This window comes from Spirosoma migulaei (genome assembly GCF_054776855.1).
Genome location: NZ_BAAHBG010000027.1, coordinates 570449 through 585895 on the forward strand (window position 1 = coordinate 570449; position 15447 = coordinate 585895).

Here is a 15447-nt window from a genome sequence, read left to right on the forward strand (position 1 = left end):
TTACTTGCTGGCTTTCTTTTTGGCTTCGGCCAGTAACCCATCCAACGCCTTCCGATTGTACACAGTTCCGCGTAAAATGACCGTATGAATAGCCTGGGTGGCAGTAATGTCTTGAATGGGATTTCGGTCGAGTAGTACAATATCAGCACTTTTGCCAGGAGCAATATCACCGAATAAAGCCGTCTTGCCAAGAAAGAGAGGCCCTGGAATAATGGCCGATTGCAATGCCTGCAAGGGCGTCAATCCAGCTTTTACGAAGTAACCAAGTTCGTGGTGCAGCCCTAAGCCCGGATATACATAGGAATTCAGGAAACCGGCATCGGTTCCGGCCATAATCGTTACGCCCGCTTTATGTAAAAGGGGAAGCAATGAAGCTGATTTTTCATACACTGCATGCCGTTCGGCAATGGCTTCGGGGCCATCTTTCGCCACCCGATTCACCCGCCAGGCGTAGGTATTTTTCAAGCCCTGACCGATGTATTGTAAGTAGGTGTCGTTCTGGTGATTATCCTGATCCAGGTAATCAACGGTACGGCTGATGTTGAGCGTGGGCACCACGAACGTACCGTTTTTAGCCATCCGCTGATAAACGGCCAGAGCGGTTGCTTCATCAAAACTCTGGGCAATCATTGGCGATGCCACACGTGTTGTCAATTGCCCCGTTCTTACTTTGTCGGCCACTTCTTTGTCTCGCGTTGACCCCGCTTTGAACACATAGCTCATGTGCTCCACCGATCCCAAACCCGCCGACGAAACCTCATCCATCGTGAGTGCAAAGGGCACGTGGCCCGAGGTTTTCATACCCCGTTTTTTGGCCTCCTGCAAAATGTAGAGGTAGATATCGGGTTTAATAGCATTATCTGTAATCTTCACAAAATCAACCTTCAACCCCTGTAGCGAATCGAGCATTTTGTCTACTTCGGCGGGTGTACTGACTTCTATATCGCCGATCCAGGTCGACTTATAGCCTTCCAGTTTAGGCCCGGACGTAAACAGCGTTGGCCCAGCTAATTCGTCCCTCGAGATCTGATCACGCCATTTCAGTACGCTGGTACTTAGGTCGGCAGCAGCATCGCGAATGCCTGTAATACCGTGAGCAATGTAGAGCGGGAATAGATTTTTGTTCTCCTCAATGAGCGTATCGCCACCACCGAAGTGAACGTGCATATCCCAGAGACCAGGAATGATGAATTTACCCGTCGCGTCGACAATTGTTTTCGCCTGGAAATTCTTGAGTTGCGATTCATCGAAGACGCCAACAATCGTTTTCCCACGAGTAGCGATGATTTTCTTCGTCAGCATGTTGCCGGTACGCACATCAATCAAATTGCCTGATTTGATCAGTACATCAACGTTTTGTTTCTGGGCAATCAATGTGGCTGTTAAGCCAAGCGAAAAAATAGCCGTAAGAAGCAGGGTTCGCATAGGGAGTTGATGAATAGTAATCCGTTAAAGCCTTTCGGGAAGACGGTAAAACCGTTTTTGTCATTCCGACGCCAGGAGGAATCTCAAGTTTCGCAATGGTTAAGCTTGAGATTCCTCCTGGCGTCGGAATGACAAAAAATCGATTCAGTTTTAATTAAATCCAGGAAAGTGAAATAAGCATAAGACGAAAGTTTTCAACTTTCGGGAAGTTGAAAACTACATAATAGCCTCTAACGTTTACCCTAGCAATTCTTTCCCCTGCGCCAGCGCAGCATCCAGTCCTGACAAATCCGTACCGCCCGCTGTGGCGAAGAAAGGTTGTCCACCGCCACCGCCTTTGATGTTTTTAGCCAGCTCTTTTACCACCTGACCCGCATTTAGGTTTTTGCCCTGAATCAATGAGTCGGGAAGCATAACAGCCAGTTGGGGTTTGCCATTTATATCAGCTCCGAGGACAACGGCCAGATTATCGACTTTTGCTTTCAAATCATACGCCAGTTGTTTCAGCGCATCGGCAGAGGGAACGTCCACCCGTTCTACAAGGCGGGAGTGACCATTGACAACTTCCACCCTATCTAAAAGCTGGTTTTTCAACTGTTGCACCTTCTCATTTTGAAGGGCTTCGACCTGCTTTTGCAAAGCAGTCCGTTCGTCGAGTAAAGCCTGCACCGCTTTAACGATATCTTTGGGCGCTTTTAGTAGATCTTTCAATTCAGAAACTACCGCCATTTGCTCGTTCACCAGAGCTTCGGCACCTGCCGAGGTTTTGGCCTCAATCCGACGAATACCTGTCGACACCGAGCCTTCACCCGTGAACTTAAACAGACCGATGTGGCCCGTTGCCGGTACGTGCGTCCCGCCACAGAGTTCGACCGAGTAGTTGGGATCGAAGGTGATGACACGCACGAAATCACCGTATTTTTCACCGAACAGGGCGGTTGCACCTAACTGCCTGGCTTCTTCGATAGGTACGTTTCGTTTCTCGTCCAGTTTGATATCTTCCCGGATTTTCTCGTTGACGATTCGTTCCACCTCAGCCAGTTGTTCGTCGGTCACTTTGGCAAAGTGTGAGAAGTCAAAGCGGAGGGCATCGGGGCCAACGTATGAACCTTTCTGCGCTACATGCGTCCCTAAAACGTCACGCAAAGCCGAGTGGAGTAAGTGCGTAGCGGAGTGGTTACTGGCAATCAGGCCGCGACGGGCGGTATTAATAACAGCATAGACCGTATCGGCTTCTGTCATCAAGTCGTCAATGCCCGTTATATCCTGAACAATGTGAATGCTCAGGTCATTTTCTTTCCGGGTATCCAGTACAGTCAATGTGCCAATCTGGTCCGAGCCTTTGAAGAGTTCAAGAACGCCGGTATCGCCAATTTGACCGCCCGATTCAGCATAAAATGGCGTTTTGTCGAGCACGACCTGTACTTGCGTACCCTGCTTGTTCTGAATCCTGCGATACTTCACAATATGCGCATAGGCTTCCGGCTGGTCGTAGCCAACAAATTCCACCCGGTCGGTTTCGGCTAGTTCGATCCAGTCGCCTGCCGATGATGTAGCATCTTTCCTCGACCGGGTCTTCTGCTCCTGAAGCGCTTTCTGGAAACCAGCTTCGTCAATCGTCAGGCCTTTTTCGCGAGCGATCAACGCCGTTAAATCAGCAGGGAAGCCGAAGGTGTCGTTTAATTCAAAGACCGTTTCGCCTGGAATTTCTTTTGTTCCCTTACCGTCAAGGTCACTGATGATCTGGTCCAGACGACCCAAGCCCGTTCCCAACGTCCGCAGGAACGAAATTTCCTCTTCCCGAATTACCGTTGCCACGAAATCACGTTGGGCGTTTAGTTCGGGGAATACGTCGGCAAACTGCATGGCCAGCGTGGGCACGAGTTTGGTCATGAAGGGTTCTGTCAGGTTCAGGTACGAATAGCCGTAGCGAATGGCCCGGCGCAGAATTCGTCGGATGACGTAACCTGCCTTGGCATTCGAGGGAACCAGTCCATCGGCAATGGCGAAGGATACAGCCCGGATATGGTCGGCAATAACGCGCATAGCTACGTCGGCCATACTGGTGCTGGCTTCGTATTTCCGGCCCGACAGTTCTTCGATCACGTGAATGGTGCCGGAAAAAACGTCCGTATCGTAGTTGGAGCGTTTTTGCTGAATGGCCATGCACAGGCGTTCGAAGCCCATACCTGTATCGACGTGGCGGGCAGGCAGCGGCTCCAGTGAGCCATCCGCCTTGCGGTTGAACTGCATGAACACCAGGTTCCAGATTTCGACAACCTGCGGGTGATCGGCGTTGACGAGGTCCTTACCGGGTTTCTCAGCTACCTCTTCGGGCGAGCGCAAATCGACGTGAATCTCAGAGCAGGGACCGCATGGACCCGTATCGCCCATTTCCCAGAAGTTGTCTTTCTTATTCCCGTAGATGATGCGGTCTTCGCCGACGATGGGTTTCCAGAGGTCGAACGCTTCCTGATCAAAAGGCACATTATCTTTCTCATCGCCCTGAAAAACCGATACATACAGCCGATCTTTCGGTAGTTTGTACACTTCCGTCAGCAACTCCCACGCCCAGGTAATGGCTTCCTTTTTGAAATAATCCCCAAACGACCAGTTGCCGAGCATCTCGAACATGGTGTGGTGGTAAGTATCGAAACCGACATCTTCCAGGTCGTTATGTTTGCCCGATACCCGCAAACACTTCTGGGTATCGGCCACGCGCTTAGATGGGGGCGTACCATTACCGAGGAAAAAATCTTTGAACTGCGCCATGCCCGAGTTATTGAACATCAGCGTGGGATCATTTTTGGCAACAAGCGGAGCCGAAGCAACAATCAGGTGTTGTTTAGAGCGGAAGAAGTCGAGAAAATGTCGACGTATTTCGTGGGAGGTCATCTTTATGGCGGTTGTAGGCCGTTTGAAATTTGAAGTTTGGAGTTCGAGGTTTGGAGTTGGCTAACGCGAGAATCACCAATGCACCAGCCAACTTCAATCCTCGAACTACAAACCTCAAACTGAGTTAATTCAGCAAAATTACGCCAAAACTTGCGTTTATTCAGTTAGGTTTCCAAGTTTGCGGTATGGAAAACGGGAGCAAGCTGTATTACGGGATAAAGGAAGTAGCCGAGATGTTCGGGATCAATGCCTCGAAACTGCGGTATTATGAAAAAGAATTCTCGACCCTCCAGCCCAAGAAAAACCGTTCCGGCGACCGTATTTACACCCAGGCCGACATTGACCATCTGACCGAAATTCTGGACCTGATTGACCGACAGAAATACACCCTCCCCGGTGCCCGCGAGTTCCTGAAAGCCCGTGATGAACGACGTAAGGAAAACGCTCGCTACATTCATAAACTACAGCGGATCAAATCGTTTATGGAACGACTGCGTGATGGACTGGATAAGCCACAGACAGTCAAGAAAGAGAGCAGCGGTGACACCCTTTAGGGTTTTCTCGCGGTGATGTCAGATTATAAGAATCTGACATCACTGTATACGGATATCAAATTTTTGACGGTGCTACGCCGTATGTTTTTTTGAAGGCAAACGAAAAGTGAGATAAATCTTCAAAGCCTAGCTCCAGATACACTTCTGAAGGGGTTTTCCCTTTTTCTTTAATCAAATAATGGGCTTCCTGCAACCTTCGCTGCTGTAACCAGCGGCTGGGCGAACTATGAAATACTTTTTCAAAGTCACGCTTAAAGGTAGCCAGGCTCCTTCCGGTTAAATAGGCGAAGCGTTGAAGCTCCACATTGAAGTGAAAGTTCTTGTTCATATACGCTTCCAGGTCAATCTTCCCAGGCTCCGAAAAATCGAATAAGATATCTTTCAATTCGGGATTTACCTGTAGCAGAATCAAAATCGCTTCTTTCAGTTTTATGGCTTGCAGGTTTCCATTAATGGTCTGGTTTTGTTGCAGATACGGCAGTAACGAGTCCATAAAGCTTTTGTAAAGCGCATTCGGCTTTAGTTCAAGAATGGGATCGCCCTCCTGGTGCGGCTCCGCCGTATAGCCATATTCCAGACTAAACTTGCGCAACGTTTCCTGATCCAGATAGATGGACAGGGTTTTAAATTCGCCATCCGGGGGTGGTTGTTTAACAAATTTAATCAGTTGGTTTCTCCGGTTAATTCTAAACTCCCCTTCCTTAAAGGTGTAGTCTTTATGGCCGTCGTTCATGAAGAGCGTTCCGGCTATCTGATAGCTGAAAACATGCTCCGGCACGAATTGTTCGCCCTCCCGGCTCCGGGTGAAGTAGCAGGAATAGACTATTTTGGGTACTTGTTTATCGTCTCCTAACGTGAGCATAACGCTATAGATTTTAGCAGTTTTTGACAGTATTAACAAGATTTACAGGATTTTCTTTTACTATACATCCTGTAAATCTTGTTAATACTGTCAAACAACAATAGCTACGCTTTTGTGAAGGATTGACCCAGGGTTGTCTCCAGGAAATTGGTGGCTTCGTCGTGATCTGTGGAGAGACTAACAGGCATCCACTTCTCCATCTCCGCCTGCCTGGCCACATCAGCCTGTTTTAAAAGACCGATGGCTTCACTACCCAATACTAAATGAACGGGTGGCTCGGGATTATCGACCAGTTTGACCATCACCTTCGCAGCCTTATCGGGATCGCCCATTGGTACAAAAAAGCCACCTTTAATGAAATCGGCCCGCTGATCAACCGTTGTTTCATACCCTTCCACCTGTGGGGCAAAGCTCATGGAGGCACCTGCCCAATCGGTACGGAAACCACCGGGTTCTACGCAGGTAACACGGATACCAAGGGGGGCTACTTCTTTAGCCAGCGCTTCACTGAAACCTCCCAGGCCAAATTTGGCAGCCTGATACATGGTTAACCCTGCATTACCTACCCGGCCCCCTATTGAACTAATCTGCAAAATATGCCCGGAACGCTGATTCCGCATATGGGGCAATACAGCACGAGTTAGGTCGATTGGAGCATACAGATTCGTTTCCAACTGGCTGCGCACCTGCTCATCCGTAAACGCTTCAGCAGCACCAATGATCCCAAAACCAGCATTGTTCACCAATACATCAATGCGTCCAAACTGCGCCATAGCATGGGCAACCGCTGAGCGAATCTGCTCTTTATTGGTAACGTCCAACTGGACTGGATAAATCTGGTCAGGATAGCTGGAAACCAACTCATGCAGAGCTTCCGGATTTCGGGCCGTTGCAACTACCTGATCACCTTTTGCCAGTACGGCTTCTGTCAGGCTACGGCCTAACCCTCTGGAACTACCGGTAATAAACCAAACTTTAGTCATGTTCTTCGACTTTATTTTTTTGACAAAATTCGGCAGTATCGTTCCGGTCCGCTTTGTTGAAACGCTCAAGTTTAGTTTGTTGAAACGCTCATTAAGGGGTTTACTTGTAGTAGCCAGGATAAGCTCTAGAGGAGGACTATTGTAAGGACAATTCGGCGACTGATAAAACCTACAAAACCTTCATGAATGCAACCAATGCTTTTTTTTCAGACCCTGTCAGATTCAGTTTGTCGAACGGAAGCGTTTGATTGGGAAGATTGAATCCCAGGCCATTACCTCCACCTTTGTCATAGAAATCAATAACTTCGTCGAGGGTTCGATACACACCATTATGCATGTATGGTGCAGTTTGGGCAACATGACGAAGAGTGGGTGTCTTGAAAGCGTAGCGATGAGGCTCACGTTTGGTCATCATGAATTTGCCAACATCCGGGTCTACCTGTCTGCCGTCTATGGTGGCGGGTGTACCAATCACTTCACTTTCAGTTTCCTGATAGCCGGGTGGAACAGTGCCATTGAATAGCGGAAAGAAGTGACAGGTAGCACACTTAGCCTTCCCCATAAATAAATTAAATCCGTGTTTTTCCTCTGCGGTCAATGCCATTGTCTGGCCGCGAAAGTAAGCATCCAAACGCGAGTTTAGGCTGGTGAGTGAGCGAATATAGCTAGCAATGGCATTTTTAAGCGTCTGTTCTGTAACGCCCTCTTTATACGATTTGGCAAACAACGCCCTGTAAACAGAGTCCTGCTTTAACGCCCTCACGGCTTCGGGTAACGATCCGTGCATTTCCTGCTGATTCTGAATGACATCACTCGCCTGATCTTCCAGAAAAACAACGCGTGAATCTGCAAATTGTACTGCCTGTAAAGCTGTATTCAGGAGTGTAGGCGCATTTCGAGGGATTCGATGAGTCCGTAAATCCCGATTATCAGTACTCAGCGCCAGGCTTGTTGACTCGCCATCTGTAAATGCCTTTTCTGGCTGGTGGCAACTGGCACAGGTACGATTCCGATGCCCCGACAGGACTGGATTAACAAATAAACGTTTTCCTAAGACCACCCGGTCGGGAGTTGGCTGCTGCTCATTGAAGTTTATAAAATACGTAGGATTAAAAACCCCTGAGTCGGTAAGCGTACGGGCAAACGGCTCCAGTAATCGGCTCTCCGTAAAAACAGGAATAGCCAGCGCCTTTTGTGCATCCAGCAACAGGCCACTTAGTACGTTTGCGTGTTGGTTTATGAACCCGAGCCGGTCAAACGTATTGAAATCGCGTGCAGACCGGACGGTATAGATGGCCTTATCAAAAACCTGATTGAGTCGCTCGGCAAGAGACGCATCCCGTTTAGCAAGCTCATAATTTGCCAGTTGCTGTTGTAAGCGTTCGAGCGCACTGGCTGCTTCAGGCATGGAGTTAAACGCAACGGGTGAGTCGAAACCGGTAATACCCAGGGTAATAACCCGAAACACTTCGAGCCTCATCGCATCAAAAACATGGCTATCTGTCAACTCATTATTCTCTGAAATTTTACGCAGTCGGTTTACATTGGAGCGTAACATAGCCGCCTGTATGAGCGCTTCTGCCAAATTAGCCTCATCGACTACTGGAAATAACTGTTCTTCCAATACCTGAAATCCTTCGGGCGCATTTACCCGAAGGTCGTCATCTACCTCAGGAATATTCGGGCCATTGAGCGCACGAGTTGTTTCGGGACTATAATAGGCTGACAGGAATTCAGTCCGTTTATACGCGAGCCGTGCCCGGCGAAAAGACATTTGGATAATCAACGCTGACCGATGGGCCTTGATGTCCCACTGTAAATGACTGACTGCACTATCCAGATCGTTAATGTCCTGCATAAATGTCTGCTTCACCATTTGAGCGGGGATCCGTTTGGGATTACTCAGTAATTCAAAGGCTATAGTCCCCACTAATGAGCCTACCCCAATCAGCAAAAAAAGCCATTTGGGGTTGAAGCGAGTGTAATTAATTGATGACAGAGGGGGGTGTTGGCTGGAAAGCATAGAGATACTATGTAGAGAAAGACAGCTGACTATACCACGAACGCCCGGCCATAAACTAGGTTGGCCAGGCGTCCGCTGTATGGCTACTTACCGAGGCAACCCTTCAATCAGAATGAGTTGACTGGCCTGATTTTCGTCTCTACGTTTGGTTCCTCCATCAACGGCTTTATACTTATCGCCCCGCCATGTGTGCGCCTGTATACCCAGCATAAAGGTATTGGGTCGGCCCGTTACATCCGAAACATCAATCATACCGCTACTCTCCCAGGAGCCGAATTTTGATGTACCACCCACATTATACTTGGCGGCATCAGCTTCGGTCCGGCGATGGTCCAGTTCAATAATTGGCGTCAGTTGTTTTGTATTGATGTTGTACTGATAAACATACGAATCATGTGTTTCATCGCCATATTCATTGGGATCTTCCATGATGTACACGTAGTTGGTGGTTACGCATACGTTATCGGGGTCCTGGAATGTTTTAGCAATACCCGTGCGATCATCGCCATTCAGGATAACCTCCAGTTTACCCTTGGTTGGATCATTGGCATCCAGCGTAAGGCGATAAATACGACCGTACTTCGAGCGTGAATAATCGGCATTAACGCCAGTAGTAGCCTGGCCCGTTACAGCAAAGAATACTTCCCGGCCATTAGCACCACCCCCTTTCCGGTAATCTACATCTTCAACCCGACCAAATTTTATCCCTTTCAGATCATTTACCTGGGCATTAATCTGAGCGCCTGTCAGCGTTTTATGATTGTCTATTTTCGTAAAATTAACGTCATAGATTGTACCTGGATTCATATCCATTTCCCGTTGGTTACCATCGGGCCGTCGCAGCATGTATAGCGAGCCATTTTCCAAATCGCCAACCGTAGTTGACATATACATTGCCAGTTGGCCACCATTAGCATCCGAATCATCATCTCCTATAACAATGACGGTTTTACCAGCATACGCTGTTTTAGGTAAGGGCAAGGCATTTTCTGCACTCCACCGACCTAACCCTGCCACTTCACGAGATATAGCCGCCTGTTGAACATCGGCATCAACTCGCAGTGCGTGTGTGCGTGACTCCACACCACTTTCGCCACAGGTTAAAAAAACCGGACCAAAACCATGTTCAAGCGGTGTAGCTAATGTAGCCGAACACAAGCGCCATGTTCCTCCGTCTGAGTTAAGTACGTATTCGCCTTTAACAGGTTTGAACGACTTATCGAGTGTAATTCGGGATACAGCGAAATTGTCTTCATTATTGACCAGAATGGTATAGTTTCCATCCGGGTTCTGGAAAATCCCCGCCCCGTCTGCGGAGCCACCAAAGACATAGTTCGGCGACTGTTCCAGCTGATCATCACTACTGAGCAGTGAATACATCTTTAGGCCATCGGCACTAACTCGTCCACCTGCTGAACTCACCAGTAACTTAGCCAATACGGGCGTAACAGAACGATTCTGCACTGTAATGGCAGGGCTGTCTGGTGCACGATGATCATTGCAGCCAGATAAAGCAACCAAAGCAAAAAGGGCCGTTGAAGACAGTAGAATTCTTTTCGTAATCATAAGCAGAGGGTTGATGGCAAATTTTAAATGACAAAGGAACCGCTCTAGATTTACCTGAATATGAAGTGAATGTTACCAGATCAATAACATTAAAGAGCGATTAAAAACATAAAAACAATACGAGTAAACCAGGCTCCTTCTCTTGACCGAATCATGCTAAAACTGGCTTTTCCCATCAGAAATCAGTAAGCTTGCAAAGTCAACATTGCTTACCCATTTGTTTACAAATTCGATTTACCCAGTTGTGTCTACCTCTACCCAGCACCAAATTGCCCTGACGCTCATTCCCGGCGTAGGCAGCATTCTCATTCGGCAATTGATTAGTTACTGTGGCTCAGCAACGGATGTACTCCGTTCACCGCTGGCCCGGCTCATGAAAGTACCTGGAATTGGGGAAGTTACCGCCCGGGCCATTCTGAAATCAGATGTACTGACAGAAGCCGAACGGGTCGTTAATCGCCTGGAAAAAATGGGTGCAACGGCCCTTTTTTATACAGATAAAGCCTACCCAACCCGGCTTAAATCCCTTTATGATGCACCCGCGCTCCTTTATTTTCAGGGCTCTGGTAATCTGAATAATTTGCGTACAATTGGCATAGTCGGTACTCGGCAGGCTACCGACTATGGCCGACGGATTACCAACGAGATTATCGAAGCCATATCGCCCTTAGGCGTCAATGTAATTAGCGGTCTGGCTTATGGGATCGACATTGCCGCCCACCGTGCCAGTCTTGCCAATGGCTTACCCACTATAGGAGTCATGGCCAGCGGATTAGACATTGTTTACCCGAACGTGCACCAGAAAACAGCGCAGGAAATGCAATTGCTTGGTGGCCTGCTTACCGAAAGTCAGCCGGGTACCAAACCTGATGCACATTTATTTCCGGCCCGTAACCGAATCATTGCGGGGTTGAGCGATGTAATCGTTGTGGTAGAAGCAGCCGCCAAAGGTGGGGCCCTCATTACGGCCGAATATGCCAATAATTACCACCGCGAAGTGTTTGCCGTACCCGGTCAGTTGAATCAGGCTTTTTCGGCGGGTTGCAATAAACTCATTCGGGAAAACAAAGCGCAGATTTATACCAGCCCCAAAGACATTATCGAAACGCTGAACTGGGACCTACCATCCAGTCCAACTACAGAATCTAATCCGAGAAAAAAATCGATGCCTCCCCTACCCGTGGATATTACCGAAGAGGAAAGCCAGGTGGTGGCCCTGCTACGGCAATCAGACGATATTCATATTGATGAGCTAAGCTGGAAAAGTCAGATACCGATGGGGAGGCTGGCCTCGCTCCTGCTTAATCTGGAGTTCCGGGGATTCGTACGTTCACTGCCCGGCAAGAAATATGCGGTGGTGTATGTATAGGGATAATTACCTACTATATACTTAGCGGTAGGAGACTACGCAAAAGTTACTCATTTTTAATAATAATCAATATAATATTACCAATCATTGAATATCTTTACACAACAACAACCCATAAATATACCTATACTCAGGCTGTCCATTAAAGTCAACACTAGATAACTCATAACAATCAGCTGATATATAGCAAATTAATCACAAGGATTATCCACTAGTATACCCCTGCGATCACCGCTGTGTTCGGCTTATCCTTACCCAACAGGTAAGCCGGTAATCCACAGCGATCTATATCTATTGACTTTACCGGTTCATGACTATTTCGTTTATTAATAAGCTACATCTGGGTAGTATTTTTCTTATTCTGGCAGGCTCCCTGATTGGCATCTTATTTTTCCATACTATTCAGGACCAGCGACAAGAATCCCGTTGGGCACAGAGCAAAAACCAGCAAATCCAGCAAATTATACTCCTGGAAAAATTGCTCGATGATGCCGAATTAGAGCATCGGACATTCCTGTCTACGCATAATCAAGTCTCCATGCTGGATTTTTCAACAATGCAGGAGCAAGTCATCGATATTTTTTCTAAACTCAAATCAGAAGCTGACGAATCTCCTCGTCAAATTCAGCAATTACGCCGGCTCGAAGCAACCATGCAGAGCCTGATTCAACTATGGAGCAACCAACATAACAGTAGTAGTCCAGAGCAGGCAACTCGTTCCGGACAGCTGACTGAGCTGGAAGCCAGACAATTAAACACGAGTCGGCACCAACTCGATCAGTTACTCCGCGATACTCAGCAGGCGTTAGTGCAGCGGGAGGAGAAGATGAGGGCTCAAATCAAGATGCTTACCGAAGGAGCTGTTGGGGCAACAGTAATACTTTTTATAGTAGCCTTAACCCTTACCTATTTCTACGCCCAGGAGTTTAAACGCCACCGGGAAATGGCCGATCAGCTCCATGCCAACGTCAACGAACTGGAGCAACTCAATCTGGCCAGCGATAACCGGAACTGGGTACTCATGGGCACAACAACCCTCAACGAAGCCCTCCAAAATCTTCAGGACCCCGATGCTGTAGCAAAACAGTCAATTAAGACCATCAGTCAATACCTAAGTGTCCCCGCTGCGGGTTTTTATTTATGCTACGAACAGGACGATGAGCCCAGATTGAAACTAAGTGCATCTGTAGCACTACCAGCTACTGCGCCCAAATCGTATGCGCTTGGCGAAAATCTGGTAGGTCAGGCAGCTACCAGGCGCGAAATCTCCGTGATCAACGATGTCCCAATTTCGTATTGGCCTATCCAATCGGGTACTGGAGAGGCAGTTGCAGGACAGGTAGTTTGCGTACCGTTATGGTATGGTAATGAACTAAAGGGAGTCATGGAACTGGCTTTTTTTCAACCCAGTACCAATAACCATTTAACGCTCTTAAACGATGTAGCCAGCGATATTGCCATTGCCCTGAGTACCGTTCAGGCCCGGCAACGGATGAGTCAATTACTCCAGCAGGTACAACAACAGAAGGCCATTCTGGAGAATCAACAGGAAGAGTTACGACAGACAAATGAGGAATTAACCCTTCAGGCCGAAAGCTTACAGGCTTCGGAAGAAGAACTACGGGTTCAGGAAGAAGAACTGCGCCAGACCAATACCGAGCTGGAAGAACGGAACGAGGCCATTGAAATTACCCGGCAAACCTTAATTAGCCAGGCTCGTGAACTGGAAGAAGCCAGTCGGTACAAGTCAGAATTTCTGGCCAATATGTCGCATGAGTTACGGACTCCGCTCAACAGCGTGCTGATTCTGGCGTCGTTGATGGCCGAAAATAAGCCGAACAACTTAACCGATAAGCAAATAGAGTATGCCAATGTGATTCATAAGTCAGGCTCCGATCTGCTCCAACTTATCAATGATATTCTGGACTTATCAAAGATTGAAGCCGGCAAGGTTGACATACAGCTTGAGCAGGTGGCCGTTAGCAGTATTGTCAATGATTTACAGCAACTCTTTAGCGTAGTTGCGGAACAAAAAAGCGTTTCGTTGCATACGCAGATAGACGAAGCCGTTCCAGCAACAATCCGAACGGATAAACAACGACTGGAGCAGACCATTCGAAACTTACTGTCAAATGCCTTCAAGTTTACCCCACCCAAAGGATCAGTAACCCTCTCCTTCCGAATCGAAAAACCGCCCCTAAAACTAACCAATTCCTCATTGGCCCAGGCCGCACAGGTACTGGTTATTTCCGTGGCCGACACCGGCATTGGTATTCCTACCGATCGGCAACAGCTGATTTTCGACGCGTTTCAGCAAGCCGATGGCTCAACCAGCCGAAAATATGGCGGTACAGGCCTGGGGCTTTCCATAACCCGAGAACTGATCCGGCTCTTAAACGGCGAAGTTCAGCTCCAGAGCGAGCCAGGAAAAGGTAGCACATTTACGCTTATTCTGCCGCTTTCCGAAACCGACTTACCAATCTCAATATCACAGCCCAGTAATCAGGCTGCTGCTATCGCAACCCAGCCAGCTCGTTCGGCAGAAAAGCCCGTTAGTATTCAGGAACAAGACGACCGGCATACACTTCAAAAAGATGATCAGGTAATGCTCATTATTGAAGATGACCCAATCTTCGCCCGGATTGTCCGTGATTTTGCCCGGAGTCGCCAATACAAAACAATTCTAGCCACCCGGGGTGACGAAGGGCTGAAACTTGCCCGCACGTACAAACCGGCAGCCATTATTCTGGATATGCAGCTCCCGGTGGTTAACGGCTGGTCGATTTTGACGGAGTTGAAAAGCGATGAAGCCCTGAAGCAGATTCCGGTACACATTATATCGGGCATGGATGATCTTCGTCTTCCGAGCGATGGTGCCCTTACCTATATCCAGAAACCAGTTAGCGCCACTGATTTAGAGCAGATTTTCACGCTGATTGGGACGCAATTGAGCGGAAAGGTTAAAAAAGTACTTGTTCAGTCAGGTAATTTCCTGAAGGATGATGCCCTCCGCCATGTGATCGAACAGCGTCATCTTGAGCTGGACTGTGAGTACGTACTGACAAACGATGAAGTTGTCCAAAAAGCTGCTGAGCAGACCTACGACTGCCTAATCGTTGATATGGGACATGATTTGAAACACGGTATCAAAGAACTCCGTCAGCTACGGTCAGTGCTGATGCCCACTACAATGCCGGTGATTATTTACATTGATGATGACCTAAGCCCTGCTAACGAACTGAAACTCAAAAAACTGTCGGATGTCGTGATCCGCGAATCATCGCAGTCGATTGACCGGCTTATGGATGAACTGGAGCTGTTCCTCTACAAAGTTCAGGAGGATAAAAAGAAATCGCTCCCCCAACCCAATGTGGAATTGACGAACCACAAACTGGAGGGACGGAAAGTGTTATTGGTAGACGATGATATCCGCAACATTTTCGCCCTGAGTACGCTGCTGGAGCAATACCATATGCACGTCATAACGGCTGATAACGGCCGGGAAGCACTGGAGATGCTCCAACAGCATACCGACACAGACATCGTTTTAATGGACATCATGATGCCCGAGATGGACGGTTACGAAGCCACCCGACGGATTCGTGACGACCTGCGCCTAAGTCAGTTACCAATTATTGCCCTGACAGCCAAGGCCATGCCCGGCGACCGTGAAAAAGTCATTGAGGCAGGGGCATCCGATTACATTGCTAAACCCGTAGATAAAAGCCAGTTGTTCTCCTTAATGCACGTCTGGTTGTCCAAATAACCCA

General features: G+C 48.1%; 9 protein-coding genes. 3 read left to right on the forward strand and 6 right to left on the reverse strand.

Annotated elements, in window-relative coordinates; translation table 11 throughout:
* Together ACYVGO_RS27255 and alaS are read right to left on the reverse strand one after the other, a co-directional pair.
* On the reverse strand, positions 1-1425 hold the full coding sequence (locus ACYVGO_RS27255) for an amidohydrolase family protein (protein ID WP_460971975.1): 1425 nt from the start codon (positions 1423-1425) through the stop codon (positions 1-3).
* A 237-nt stretch (positions 1426-1662) separates the two neighbouring features.
* On the reverse strand, positions 1663-4320 hold the full coding sequence (alaS, locus tag ACYVGO_RS27260; protein ID WP_460971976.1) for an alanine--tRNA ligase: 2658 nt from the start codon (positions 4318-4320) through the stop codon (positions 1663-1665).
* Between the two features lie 185 nt (positions 4321-4505).
* Here alaS and ACYVGO_RS27265 point away from each other — a divergent pair, with 185 nt between their 5' ends.
* Entirely contained in the window at positions 4506-4874 is a 369-nt protein-coding gene (locus ACYVGO_RS27265; protein WP_460971977.1) for a MerR family transcriptional regulator, read from the forward strand.
* A 55-nt stretch (positions 4875-4929) separates the two neighbouring features.
* Here the strand turns inward: ACYVGO_RS27265 and ACYVGO_RS27270 are convergent, their stop codons facing one another.
* The 4 genes from ACYVGO_RS27270 to ACYVGO_RS27285 form a co-directional block, all read right to left on the reverse strand.
* Entirely contained in the window at positions 4930-5736 is an 807-nt protein-coding gene (locus ACYVGO_RS27270) for a helix-turn-helix domain-containing protein (protein ID WP_460971978.1), read from the reverse strand.
* A gap of 104 nt (positions 5737-5840) precedes the next feature.
* The gene (locus tag ACYVGO_RS27275) at positions 5841-6719 is read right to left on the reverse strand and encodes an oxidoreductase (protein WP_142772770.1); all 879 of its coding nucleotides are present in this window, start codon (positions 6717-6719) and stop codon (positions 5841-5843) included.
* 169 nt (positions 6720-6888) lie between these two features.
* Positions 6889-8742, reverse strand: a complete 1854-nt coding sequence (locus ACYVGO_RS27280) for a cytochrome-c peroxidase (RefSeq protein ID WP_460971979.1) — start codon at positions 8740-8742, stop codon at positions 6889-6891.
* An 87-nt stretch (positions 8743-8829) separates the two neighbouring features.
* A complete protein-coding gene (locus ACYVGO_RS27285; protein ID WP_460971980.1) occupies positions 8830-10308 on the reverse strand; it encodes a hypothetical protein in 1479 nt (492 codons plus the stop codon).
* 244 nt (positions 10309-10552) lie between these two features.
* On the opposite strand from ACYVGO_RS27285, the gene dprA reads away from it, so the two are divergent.
* On the forward strand, positions 10553-11677 hold the full coding sequence (gene dprA, locus ACYVGO_RS27290) for a DNA-processing protein DprA (RefSeq protein WP_460971981.1): 1125 nt from the start codon (positions 10553-10555) through the stop codon (positions 11675-11677).
* Positions 11678-11987: 310 nt separating this feature from the next.
* The gene (locus ACYVGO_RS27295; RefSeq protein ID WP_460971982.1) at positions 11988-15443 is read left to right on the forward strand and encodes a GAF domain-containing hybrid sensor histidine kinase/response regulator; all 3456 of its coding nucleotides are present in this window, start codon (positions 11988-11990) and stop codon (positions 15441-15443) included.
* Positions 15444-15447 lie beyond the last annotated feature (4 nt).